Here is a 12033-nt window from a genome sequence, read left to right as displayed (position 1 = left end):
ACCCTTCATAACGCGGCGAGGTCGGCACAGGGTTCCGGATCGCTTTACTTTCTTTACCCGGAATCCGCACCGGGGGTCCCTGCGGGGTCCCGCCGCCGGGCGCCGGGGGCGGGAAGGGCCGGGCGGCACCGGGAAAGGAGGTGACGCGGCGGCCCCGAGCCTGGATCATGGGACACATGTCCGGGCCCTACGTCATCCGTGGCTCGGTCTCCCTGCCGGAGGCCGAGCTCATGTGGCGTTTCTCCCGTTCGTCCGGCCCCGGCGGCCAGCACGTCAACACCAGCGACAGCCGGGTCGAGCTCCGCTTCGACCTGGCGCGGACCGACGCGCTGCCCCAGGTCTGGAAGGACCGGGCGCTGGAGCGGCTCGCGGGGCGGCTGACGGACGGCGTCGTGTCCGTACGGGCCGCCGAGCACCGCTCCCAGTGGCGCAACCGGGAGACCGCGGCCGTCCGGCTGGCGGCGCTGCTCGCCGAGGCGACCGCGCCCCCGCCGCGCCCCCGGCGCAAGACGCGGGTGCCGCGCGGCATCAACGAGCGCCGACTGCGGGAGAAGAAGCAGCGCGGCGACACGAAGCGGGGCCGTTCCGGCCGGGACTGGTGACCGGAGCGCCCGCACGCGGCCGGTCCCGGTGAGCCCATGGGCCGGAGGGCCGGGTTGCTTCCCGGGGGTCCGGCCCCCCGCAGGCCCGGCAGAATCCGGACGAACCGGCGGAATCCGGACGACCGGTGGGAGTCGGCGGTCCAGCGGACAGGCGGCCTCCGGATCCGGACGACCCGGCCGGATGGGCACCAGCCGCCGGGCTCGCGAGGTCCGAACCAGCGCCCCTACCCCAGATGCCGGTACCGCCCCCGGAAGTAGAGCAGCGGCCCGCCCTCCGTGCTCGGCGTGCGGGCGGTCAGCACCCGGCCGATCACCAGCGTGTGGTCGCCCGCCGGCACGCGCTGCTCCGTCCGGCACTCCAGGACGGCCAGCGCCCCGTCGACGAGCGGCGCGCCGGCGACCTCGCCGCGCTCGTGCGGGAGGTCGCCGAAGAGCAGCCGGTCGCTGATCCGGCCCTTCATCGCGAACCGTCCGGCGATCTGACGCTGGCTCTCGGACAGTACGGAGACCGCCCACAGCGGCTGCCGCTCCAGCAGGTCGTCCATGCGTGAATCGTTGCGAACGCTCACCATCACGAGCGGCGGATCGAGGGACACCGACAGGAACGAGGTTGCCGTCATGCCGACGTCCTCGCCGCTCGGTCCGTCCTCCGGATCGAACGCGGTCACCAGCACCACGCCCGCGCCCAGCCGGGACATGGCGGCACGGAATACGTCGTCACTCACCCCATCAGCATGGGGGATGGTCTCGGCACGAGGGGAAGGGGTCTGCTGCAACACGCCAGGAACGCTATCCGGCGCCGGATCCGGTCCACATCGGCCCCGGGGCCCAGGCGGGACCTAGGTCCGATGGCCGAGGCCGCCCGGAAGGGCCTCATCCGTTTTCGAATTTGCGTTCAATAAGTGTCAGAAGCGCTCCCGACCCACTACCTCAACCGTTCATCATGTGCTGTGACTTGAGTCACAGATGGCAGGAATTGTTGACCCTGCGTACCGGGTGAACAGCTCGCTGTGATTCAGTGACCGTGGTAATCGGACGACTAGGACTCTGGAGTTGTGTCAGGTCTCGGGGGGTGCGAGCGATGGAAACCGAGTCGGAGCCTTACGTCCGGCTTGCGACGCTGCGCCAGCTCCACCATGTCGTCGCGGACCTCAACACCGCCCGCAGCCTGGCGGACACCCTGCAGACCGTCGCCAACGGCATCATCAACGGCCTGGGGTACGGACTTTCGGCCGTGAACCTGGTCCGCCCCGACGGTGACCTCGTCGTCGCCGCCGTCGCGGGCGACTCCGGCGCCGAGGCGCTGATGGCCGGCCGGGTCGGCGCCCGGAACGCCTGGGAGCGCTGGCTCACCATGGGCGAGCAGTGGGGCGAACTCCGCTTCATCCCGCACACCGAGGGCTGGGTGCTGGACGACGACGACATACCGCAGTGGCACAGCGACGGCCCCCAGCCCCGGTTCGTCGACGAGTGGCACCCCATGGACCGGCTGCTCGCGCCCATGTACTCCTCCGGCGAGGAGCTGCTCGGGGTCATATCCGTCGACCAGCCGCGCAACGGCCGCAGGCCCGGCCCCTGGGGCCGCGAAGCCCTCCAGATGTACTCCTTCCAGGCCGCCATCGCCATCAGCAACGCCCGGCTGCGCGCCAACATGCAGCGCGCCCTCGTCCGGCTCGAACGCGAGCAGCAGGCCCTCCGCGCCAGCGAGGAGAGCTTCCGCCAGGCCTTCGAGTACGCCCCCAGCGGCATGGCCATCGCCGAGATGGGCGGCGACCAGCACGGCCGGCTGCTCCGCACCAACGACGCCCTCTGCCGCCTCCTCGGCCGCCCGGCCTCCGCGATGCGCCGCTACTCCTTCTCCGACCTGGTGCACCCCGAGGACATCGGGACGCTGCTGCGCACGTCCGCCGAGGGCGGCCGTGCCGAGCTCCGGCTGGCGCGGCGCGACGGCACGTACGTCTGGGTCTCGCTGCGGAACTCCGTGGTCGCCGACGCCGCCGACGGGCCGCGCTTCCTGCTCACCCACGTCGAGGACATCGAGGAGCGCAAGCGCCACGAGCTCCAGCTCGCGCACCGCGCCAGCCACGACTCGCTCACCGGGCTGCCCAACAGCGCCGAGCTGCGCGCCCGGCTCGGCGCCCGGCTGTGCACCCGGCCGCCGTCCCCGCACGGGGCCGGCGGTGCGACGCTCGACGCGGCCGGCGGGGTGTACGGCGGCGCGGCCTACGGCGGCGATCAGGACGGGGTGGAGACCGACGAGCACGGCTTCCGGGCGGACGCCTTCGACGCCCCGTTCGGCGGCCCGCCGCCCGCCTCGTACGACCACCATGTGCACACCGTCGCCCCGGACCCGGACACCGACGACGGCTCCAAGGGGCTCGCGGTCCTCTTCTGCGACCTCGACGGGTTCAAGTCGATCAACGACCGCTTCGGGCACCACACCGGTGACGCGGTGCTGATCGAGGTCGCCCGCCGGCTCACCAACGGTGTCCGGGACGGCGACACGGTGGCCCGGCTCGGCGGTGACGAGTTCGTCGTCCTGGCCGACGGCCTCGGCCGCGCGGACGCCCAGGACCTGGCGGTCCGGCTGCGCAACGCGATCATCCCGCCGATCCGGGTCGACGGCCGGGCGGTCCGGGTCGGCGCCAGCATCGGGATCTCCTGGGCGGGCTGCGGCATGTCCGCGGAAGAGGTCCTGGCCTCGGCGGACCAGCGGATGTACGTGGAGAAGCGGTCCCGGGCCAAGCAGCACCGACGGGCGGGCTGAGACACGGGCTCCTGGACAGGACCCAGGGGCTTCGGCGCCGGGGTGCCACTGGACCGGGACGGGGGCGGAGGGAAATCTTCCGCCCGGCCTCCGGGCCCCGCCGGGCCCTCGCCCCGAGCCGGGTCCGCCGCGGGGTGAGACGCGTCTCACCGGGGCGTCCGCGGAGCATGGCGGATCCGGCACCGGGCAGGCGTAGCCGTGCCGAGCGCTGCCCGCACCCCTTGCCGCAGGAGTGAACGCCCGAGCGGGTGAGCGGGTAGGCTCGGGCGTCGGCGGTGCCGCCGCTGGAACGCCGGCAGTGAATCCATCGTGAACATTGGCCATCCGGACAGCACAGACTCTGTCGGGGCCGCCCCGGCCTTGATAGGAGCTGTCAGGGCGCTTCTGATCAAGAGCGCCGATGGTCCGAGAACCAGTTGGGGAGTGACAGGGGATGACGGCCGGCAACAACGGCGCGAGCACGCCTGAGAACGACGATCCGTTCGGCTATCTGTACCGCTCGGAGGGCGGCGACGGGGCGACGGACGACGCGGGCGCGGCTCCCCGGACCGGCGGCTACGGCTACCCCGGCCCGACCGGTCAGCCCGGTGTCCCCCGCACCTCGTACAACCAGGTCTCCCGCGTCGGCGAGCGCCAGTACGGCCAGCGGCAGGCACCCCCGCAGGCGCCCGGCCAGCCGTACGGCCAGCAGCAGCCGAACGCGCACTACGCGGCCCCCGAGACCCTCTCCGGCGGCGCGCCGCGCCGGTCCGGACCGCAGGGCCAGGGCGGCGGCCGCGGCCCCAACAGCAAGGGCCTGCTCGTCGGTGCGATCGCGGTCGTCGCCGTGGTGATCGTGGGTATCGGTGTCGCGATGCTCACCAACTCCGGCAAGGACGACGAGAAGAAGAACGAGGCCGGGGACTCCGCGCCCGGCGATGGCGTTAAGCCTGACGAGCCCAGTGGCAAGCCTACGAAGCAGCCGCAGGCAAAGCTGCCGAAGTCGGACGCGCTGAGTTTGCGTGTTGAGAGCCCGGCCGCTGTAGGCAAGAGCCTCGAAGGCGCCAATAGCAGAACAGGTTCATACGTCACCATGAATGCCCAGGGTGCCGCTGCGATCTGGTCCGTGGACGTGAAAAAGGCAGGGTCATACCGCCTCTATGTCGGCTACGGTGTGCCCGGCAAGGATGGCAACCTCAGTCTGACTGTTAATGACAAGCTCGACCCCCGCCCTGTGCGGATGAAGAATTTCACGCACGCGGCGAAGGGCGACTGGGCAAAAAGCTGGACGTACAGCTACTCCGTCGTCAACCTCAACAAGGGCACGAATACGGTCAAGCTGTCGTGTGAGGCAGGCAACGAGTGCGACGTCGCTCTCGATCGAGTGTGGCTCAAGAACGATTCGTGACGCGCGGGCACCGTAGCCTGCGGGCCGCGACCAGAGAATGTGATGCACTCAATGAGCTTTTGACAGCAAGGGCTTGTTGCTGCGCGTGACGGTTTCAGAAGCCATGGCCCTCCTCGTGGGAAACAGGCCGGAGGGCCATGGCGACGATGTCGCCGACGACGTGCGAGTCTTCACCTGAGCAGGGTAGAGGGCCTTTGGTGCGGCACCTCGACCTTCTCGCCTGGGTACCGCGCCAAGCTGATCGCTTGGTTGAGCTGCGTTTGGTCGGAGGCAAGGTCACCACCCTTCGGCTGCTTGGCCTCAGCGGGGCTAGGGCTTGTCCGGGCGATCATGTTCGGAGCCAGATGGTGAGAGCTGCTGCTGTCGCGGTGCCGAGGAAGACGTAGCCGCGCTTGTCGTACCGGGTGGCCACCGTTCTGGACTGCTTGAGCCTGTTGATCGCCCGTTCGACGGTGTTGCGCTTCTTGTAGCGCTCGTGTCGAAGCCGGGTAGCCGTCCGCCGCGTGAGCCTTTGCGCAGGCGGGCGGCCTGGCTGTCGGTCTTCTCCGGGATCGTGTGCCGGATGGCCCTTCGCCGCAGGTACTGGCGGCACGGGCCGTTGCTGCATGCCTTGTCGGCCGCGACGCTGTCAGGCTTCTTGCGTGGCCTGCCCGGCCCGGGCAGAGGGACACGGATCTTCTCCGCAACGGGCTTGAACTGCGTGCAGTCCGCCCACTGTCCGGGTGTGAGGACCAGGGGCAGCGGACGGCAGCGGCCGTCCGCGCTCAGGTGGAGCTTGGTGGTGAACCGGCCACGTGAGCGGCCCGGGCTCTCACCTGCCTCACCACCTCCACCAGCCGGCCGTGGAGGCTCTGCCGCGGCCTCTCCTCCTGGTGTTCTGCCGCCTCTGCCCCCTTTGAAGCAGGGACCGGCGGCGGGCCTGTGCGGGCACCGGCCGCATGCTTGTGCGCGCGCCTGATCGTGGAGTCGACCGAGATGTCCCAGTCGATCTCACCCGCGGCATGAGCCTTGGCCTGGACCTGCTGCAGCAGTCGTTCCCAGGTGCCATCGGCCGACCACAGCCGGTGCCGTTCATAGACGGTCTTCCATGGACCGAACCGTTCGGGCAGGTCACGCCACTGCACACCGGTCCGCACCCGATGCAGAATCCCGTCGATGACCTGCCGGTGATCCCGCCACCGGCCACAACGCCTGTTACTCACCGGCAGGAACGGCCGCAGCCGTTCCCACTCCGCATCGCTCAGATCGCCCCGCCCCATGCCCACAACAACGACCCGGACACAGCACAGTCACATGATCGGCCGGACAAGCCCTAGCCCAGGACCCCTGTGGTGGTCGGTTTCGATCAGGGCCCCATTCGGCATCACACATGTGCAACCTGGCCTGCTTCGTGCCTGAAGGGTCTGAACGACGCCGGCCTGGATGGTGAGGAGGGTGTCGACGGCGAGCTGGCGTGCGGGTATCTAGGGCCAGTGGATTATCGGCATCCCTGCGAAGCAGCCCAGGGATGAGTTCCGACAGTCAGGGGCGCCCTTCAGGTGCGCATAGGTGCAGGCCTACCGGGTCAGCCGAGCAGTCAAGCCTGGCGGGACTTGGTTTGGCGGGCTTTGCACAGGGGCTTCAGCCATTTTCGGCTCCGCACTCGAGAGCGCTACCTCCCCCGGTTCCCGGTCACCTCATCCCGTGTGAACAGCGATTGCTGCCAACGGCTCAATGAGACCTGGTCATGTACAGACCTCTTGCCTGGGCTCGCGATGCTTGTTGAGCGGCCAGAAGTGCGCTGAACTCGTGTCAGTGGACAGAAAAATCCACCCACGCCCTTCGTCGGTCAGGTATGATCAACCATCAGTCGTGATTGATTGAAGGGTGAAATTAGTTGAAGTTAAATCTCGCAACGACCGGTACTGTTCTGGCGGCTCTGGTCATCGCGTCCGCCGTGTCGAGTCCGGCTCACGCGGCGAGCCACCCCATTTTCGCTCAATGTTCTACCACTGGTGCGGCCGGGAGCGTGAAGGTTCATCACTTCACCGGTTCCACGGACAAAGTCAAGCTCACTCTGGTCTTGAGAGACACTAAAGCGGACCGCAGGGACGTAAAGATCCGGTTCCTCAGCGAGGACGTCAATGACAGGGTGACGTACTGGTCGTGGCGCAAGAATGCTGCTGGTCCTGGTCACAGCAAGAGTTGGACGACGACGGCTCGCAATGACCGAGGGATCTTCAATATTGGCGTGCAGGTTGGACGGTTTAAGGGTAACCGTATGCTGAACAAGTGCACTGACTGGAGTCTCTGACTGGATGGGCTGAGGAGTTCGCCAGAGAGGCTTGGGGGATTTCACTGAAGGCGAGTTTCTTCCTTGTGTCGGCTCCGAGGCCGTGGCCTCGCGAGAATTGAATTTGACGTGGGGCCGTCACGTAGATGTGGCGGCCCTGGCGTTTTTCTCTGAGTTGATTTCCGGCCCGTCACCGGAATCAACGAAGTGTTGTAACTCGTAGGAATTCCGCAACGACTTTCGCCATCGCATCCCGCGCCGGCCACAGATACCTGCGTGGGTCGATCACGGCTGGCTCCGCCCCTAGGGAGACCTGGACCGTTCCCGTGAACGCGGTGTTGAGCGCCGTCCCGACGTTGATCTTGACCATGCCGGCGGCGACGGCACGGCGGAGCTCCTCGTCCGGGACGCCCGAGGAGCCGTGCAGCACCAGCGGGACCGGGACGGTGTCCCGGAGGCGGGCGATCAGCGCGTGGTCCAGGACGGCGGTCCGCTCCGTCATCGCGTGCGTGCTGCCGACCGCCACGGCCAGGGCGTCCACGCCCGTCTCCGCGACGTACGCCGCCGCCTCGGCCGGATCGGTCCGGACGCCGGGTGTGTGGGCGTCCAGCGGCGGCTCACCGGCCTTGCCGCCCACTCTGCCGAGCTCGGCCTCCACCCAGATGCCCCGCTCATGGCCCCAACGCACCGCCTCCGCCGTGGTCTTGACGTTGTCCGCGTAGCTCAGCTTCGAGGCGTCGACCATCACCGAGCCGAATCCCGCGGAGTGCGCCGCGTGCAGCAGTTCCGGGGAGACCACATGGTCGAGATGGAGGGCGAGTTCGGCGGTGGAGGCCCGGGCGACCGCCGCCGCGGCGGCCGCGATCGGGGCCGGCCGGCCGCCGTGGAAGCGCACGGCGTTCTCCGAGACCTGGAGCACCGCGGGGACGCCGGCCGCCTCCGCGCCCTCCGCGATCGCCTCCGCGTGCTCCAGGGTGATCACGTTGAACGCGCCAAGGGCGTGGCCCGCGGCCCGCGCCCGCATGACGAGTCCGCCCGTACCGACGAGTGGCATTGCGTCCCCAATCCCGGGCCGGTCCGGCCCGATGTACCGGGCCGGATCAGCCCGGTCGCCGAATACCGCACCTCCGGTCACCGCACTTTCGGGCACGGGACGTCCGGTCACCGCACTTTCGGACACGGGACGTCCGGTCACCGCACCCCCGGACACCGGACGTCCAGTCACCGCGCCTCTGGGCACCGGACGTCCAGTCACCGCGCCTCTGGGCACCGGGGTTCTGGACGCCGCGCTTCTGGGCACCGGGGTTCTGGACGCCGGGTTTCCGGGTGTGGCACTCCGCGGCCCCGGGCTTCCGGATGCCGCGCCCCGGGCCGGGCCGGGGGAGGCCACCCCCGCGTCGGCCCGTCACGCTGCCGCCGCCCCGTCGGATACCTCGACCCGCGGCAGCAGATCCTCGTACGCGGCGCGGTCGAACTCGCCCGCGACCGGGGACAGGACGGTCGCCGCCGACAGCGCCACCGCCCGAGCCACCCGCTCCGGCCACGGCTCTCCGGCCACCAGGCCGGAGAGCAGGCCCGCGACGGCCGAGTCGCCGGCGCCCGTCGGATTGCCGCGGACCGGGCGCGGTGGCGCCGCCTGCCAGCTGCCGTCCGCCGTCACCAGGAGCATGCCCGCCGGGCCCAGGGACGCCGCGACCGCGCGGGCGCCCCGGCGGCGGGCGTCGTGCGCCGCGCGCAGCGGCTCGGTGGAGCCGGTCAGGCCGGTCAGTTCGTCCATGTTCGGCTTGACCAGGTCCGGCCGGGCGGCGATGCCCCGGCGCAGCGGCTCGCCGCTGGTGTCCAGCAGCACGGGGACCCCGGCCGCCTGGGCCTCCCGGACGAGCTGCGCGTAGGCGCCGACCGGCAGTCCCGGCGGCAGGCTGCCGCAGAGCGCGACGGCCTCGGCGTCACCGAGGAGCCGGGCGTAGGTGGCGCGGAAGGCGTCCCACTCGGACCGGTCGATCGTCGGCCCGGCCTCGTTGAGCTGCGTGGTCTCCCCGGACGAGGCGTCCACCACGCCGACGGTCCGGCGGCTCGCCCCGGCGGTCGGGGTCAGCGCGTCGACGACCGTCCCCGGTCCGTGGTCCTCCGCCAGCAGCTGCCGCAGTACCGCGCCCGTGGGCCCGCCGGCGAAGCCCGCGACGACCGACCGGTGCCCGAGCGCCGCGAGCACCCGGGCGACGTTCAGCCCCTTGCCGCCCGCCCGCTCCGACACCTCCGCCACCCGGTGCGTGGCCGAGGCCCGCAGCCGCGGCACGCGGTAGGTGATGTCGAGGGCGGCGTTCAGCGTGACCGTGAGGATCAACGGTCCCCTCCCGTAGTGCGCGCGGCTGCCGGTGACCGACGCAGGCGGACAAGTGCGCGAGCGATCATGCCAAAACAGCGACGGTTGGCCCAGACCTCCCGCGGACCTCCACAGGCCAACCACGGGAAGCCTCAGCCCAGTTCGGGTGAAACCACCCAATCTCCCTTGCGCATCACTCCGACCAGCGCGAACTCCCCGTCCAGGACCACCAGATCGGCATCCTTGCCCGGCTCCAGGGAGCCCACCCGGCCGTCCAGCCCGAGCAGCCGCGCGGGGGTCGCCGAGACCGCCGCCACGGCCTGCTCGACCGGCAGCCCGTCGACCGTCACCGCCCGCCGGAACGCGGTGTCCAGGGTGAGCGTGGAGCCCGCGATCGAACCGCCCTGCACCAGCCGGGCGACCCCGTCCCTGACCTGCACCTCCATCGGGCCGAGCGGATACCGGCCGTCGCCCATCCCGGCGGCGCCCATGGCGTCCGTGATGAAGGCGACCCGGCCCGCGGCCCCGCGGAGGGCGAGCCCCAGCACGGACGGGTGCAGGTGCACCCCGTCGTTGATCAGCTCGATGGTGACCCGCTCGTCCTCCAGCAGCGCGGCGACCGGGCCGGGCGCGCGGTGGCCGAGGCCCGGCATCGCGTTGAACAGGTGCGTCGCCACGCTCGCGCCGGCCTCCACGGCCCGGCGCGTGGCCTCGTACGACCCGTCGGTGTGGCCGACGGCCGCGATGACGCCCTGGTCGGCGAGGAGCCGCACGGACTCCAGCCCGCCGGGGAGCTCCGGCGCCAGGGTCATCATGCGGGCCGTGCCCCGCGCGGCGTCGACGAGCTTGCGGACGTCCGCCGGGTCCGGGTCGCGCAGCAGCGACGGCTCGTGGGCGCCGCAGCGGTTCCGGGCGATGAACGGCCCCTCGAAGTGCAGCCCGGCGAGGTCGCCCTGCTCCACGAGTTCGGAGAGGGCGGACGCCTGATGGGCCAGGTCGTCGAGATCGCCGGTGACCGTCGAGGCGAGCATCGTCGTGGTGCCGTGGCGGCGGTGGGTGCCGGCGACGGTGAGGGCTTCCTCGGCCGTCCCGGCGGAGAAGGAGGCGCCACCGCCGCCGTGCACGTGGATGTCGACGAAGCCGGGGACGATCCAGTGGTCGGGGGGGAGGGGGTACGCGTCGTACGCGGTGCGCTCGGGGTGTTCGGTGTACGTGGTGTGGTCGGCCGCGGGTCTCCTGTGGCGGGGGGTGGAAGGGGGTTCGCCTCGGGCCCGGTCCTGGTGGTCCGGGTGGGGGCGGGCGTCGGGGTGGGCAGGGGTGCCGGGCCGGGCGTCGGGGCGGGCCGGGGCTTCGGTGCCGGTGATGGTGCGGCCGTCGACCGCGACCCGACCGCCCTCGACGACACCGGTCGGCAGCACCACACGGGCGCCGGTGAGAACCTTGCGAGCCACCATCAGGCGGTTACCTCCGCGGTGAGAAGGTCCCAGGCGAGCAGACCTGCGCCCAGGCATCCGGCGGTGTCCCCGAGGGCCGCCGGAACGATGTGGGGGACGTGCTGGAAGGTGAGCCGGGCCTCGACCGCCGCGCGCAGCGGTGCGAACAGCGTCCGCCCGGCCCGCGCCAGGCCGCCGCCGATGATCAGTGTGCGGGGGTCCAGCAGGCTGACGGCGGTGACGAGGCCGTCGGCGAGGGCGTCGACCGCCGTGTTCCACACGTCTGCGGCACGGGGGTCACCCGATTCGACGGCCTTGACGCAGTCCGCAGCGTCCGCCGACGGGTCGTCACTGGCCTCGGCCCAGGCGCGGGACACCGCGGTCGCGGAGGCGAGGGTCTCCAGGCAGCCCCGTTGGCCGCAGCCGCAGCGCAGGCCGCCGGGGCGGACGACGACATGGCCGAGCTCACCCGCCCGGCCGTGCGTGCCGCGCTCGATCCGGCCGTCGATGCCGATGGCGGCGGCGATGCCGGTGCCGAGCGGTACGAAGAGGAACCGGTCGGCGTCCCGGCCGGCGCCGAGCCGGCCCTCGGCGAGGCCGCCGGTCCGGACGTCGTGGGCGAGGGCTACGGGGGTGGGGTCTTCGTGGGGGTTGGAGCTCGGGCCGGGGCGGGGGCCGGGGCTGAGGCTCGGGCCGGTGGTGTGGGGGCGGGGCGCGGTGGTGGAGCGGGGTTTCGGGGCCGACAGCCGTTCGGTGAGGAGGGCGCGCAGCGGGACGTCGCGCCAGCCGAGGTTGGCGGAGTAGCGCGCGATGCCGCCGGGCTCGTCGACCAGGCCGGGGACGGCGATCCCGGCGGCGGAGGCGGGCTCCCCGTACCGGTCGAGGCCGACGTCCCGCAGGTGCGCCGCGAGATCGAGGATCGACGCGACGACGGAGTCGGGGCCGCGGTCGCGGCCGGTGGGCCGACGGTCCTCGTGCAGGGGGGTGCCGTCCGCGGCCACGAGGGCGGCCTTGATGGCGGTGCCTCCCACATCGAGGGCGATGACGTGTTTCACGGGGCCTAGTGTCCCGCGGGACGGGGGGAGAGGTCTAGTCCACTGTGGGGTTGTCGTGGGGGGCGTTGTCGCCTTGCGGCGCGCGCTCGGGGGTCTTGCGGTTCGATTCGGCGGGGGCCGGTTTGTCGGGTGCGGTGGGTTCGGGGGTGGGGGGGGGGGGGGGGGGGGGGGGGGGGGGGGGGGGGGGGGGGGGG

General features: G+C 71.5%; 8 protein-coding genes and 1 pseudogene. 3 read left to right on the top strand and 6 right to left on the bottom strand.

Annotation, left to right across the window (positions count from 1 at the left end; translation table 11 throughout):
• Positions 1–176: 176 nt before the first annotated feature.
• The gene (gene arfB / locus AC3EQ1_RS21560; RefSeq protein WP_388852879.1) at positions 177–602 is read left to right on the top strand and encodes an alternative ribosome rescue aminoacyl-tRNA hydrolase ArfB; all 426 of its coding nucleotides are present in this window, start codon (positions 177–179) and stop codon (positions 600–602) included.
• Between the two features lie 224 nt (positions 603–826).
• Here arfB and AC3EQ1_RS21555 read toward each other — a convergent pair whose 3' ends face one another.
• Positions 827–1381, bottom strand: coding sequence for a flavin reductase family protein (locus AC3EQ1_RS21555; RefSeq protein WP_432095983.1), 555 nt, complete (start codon positions 1379–1381; stop codon positions 827–829).
• 302 nt (positions 1382–1683) lie between these two features.
• On the opposite strand from AC3EQ1_RS21555, the gene cdgB reads away from it, so the two are divergent.
• Both cdgB and AC3EQ1_RS21545 read left to right on the top strand, forming a co-directional pair.
• Positions 1684–3369, top strand: a complete 1686-nt coding sequence (gene cdgB, locus AC3EQ1_RS21550) for a diguanylate cyclase CdgB (protein WP_432095982.1) — start codon at positions 1684–1686, stop codon at positions 3367–3369.
• A 433-nt stretch (positions 3370–3802) separates the two neighbouring features.
• Positions 3803–4756: a carbohydrate-binding protein gene (locus AC3EQ1_RS21545; RefSeq protein ID WP_432095981.1), complete on the top strand. Its 954-nt coding sequence runs from the start codon at positions 3803–3805 to the stop codon at positions 4754–4756.
• 328 nt (positions 4757–5084) lie between these two features.
• Here AC3EQ1_RS21545 and AC3EQ1_RS21540 read toward each other — a convergent pair.
• The 5 genes and pseudogenes from AC3EQ1_RS21540 to AC3EQ1_RS21520 form a co-directional block, all read right to left on the bottom strand.
• Positions 5085–6015, bottom strand: a pseudogene (locus AC3EQ1_RS21540) (IS5 family transposase).
• A gap of 1212 nt (positions 6016–7227) precedes the next feature.
• Positions 7228–8082: a class II fructose-bisphosphate aldolase gene (locus AC3EQ1_RS21535; protein ID WP_432095980.1), complete on the bottom strand. Its 855-nt coding sequence runs from the start codon at positions 8080–8082 to the stop codon at positions 7228–7230.
• Between the two features lie 351 nt (positions 8083–8433).
• Entirely contained in the window at positions 8434–9372 is a 939-nt protein-coding gene (locus AC3EQ1_RS21530) for a 1-phosphofructokinase family hexose kinase (RefSeq protein ID WP_432095979.1), read from the bottom strand.
• Between the two features lie 131 nt (positions 9373–9503).
• Positions 9504–10805: an N-acetylglucosamine-6-phosphate deacetylase gene (gene nagA, locus AC3EQ1_RS21525; protein ID WP_432095978.1), complete on the bottom strand. Its 1302-nt coding sequence runs from the start codon at positions 10803–10805 to the stop codon at positions 9504–9506.
• Positions 10805–11839, bottom strand: a complete 1035-nt coding sequence (locus tag AC3EQ1_RS21520; RefSeq protein ID WP_432095977.1) for an ROK family protein — start codon at positions 11837–11839, stop codon at positions 10805–10807. The genes nagA and AC3EQ1_RS21520 overlap by 1 nt, the downstream gene beginning before the upstream one ends.
• Between the last annotated feature and the right edge of the window lie 194 nt (positions 11840–12033).

The sequence above is a fragment of the Streptomyces sp. bgisy100 genome, from assembly GCF_057709105.1.
Note: the sequence above shows the minus strand (reverse complement) of the source record. Positions and strands in the feature narration are given on the sequence as shown.

What these genes read in the sequence shown, in the direction of transcription:
- arfB (WP_388852879.1), top strand. Translation starts at nt 177, where the DNA reads ATGTCCGGGCCCTACGTCATCCGTGGCTCGGTCTCCCTGCCGGAGGCC.
- cdgB (WP_432095982.1), top strand. Translation starts at nt 1,684, where the DNA reads ATGGAAACCGAGTCGGAGCCTTACGTCCGGCTTGCGACGCTGCGCCAG.
- AC3EQ1_RS21545 (WP_432095981.1), top strand. Translation starts at nt 3,803, where the DNA reads ATGACGGCCGGCAACAACGGCGCGAGCACGCCTGAGAACGACGATCCG.
- AC3EQ1_RS21535 (WP_432095980.1), bottom strand. Translation starts at nt 8,082, where the DNA reads ATGCCACTCGTCGGTACGGGCGGACTCGTCATGCGGGCGCGGGCCGCG.
- nagA (WP_432095978.1), bottom strand. Translation starts at nt 10,805, where the DNA reads ATGGTGGCTCGCAAGGTTCTCACCGGCGCCCGTGTGGTGCTGCCGACC.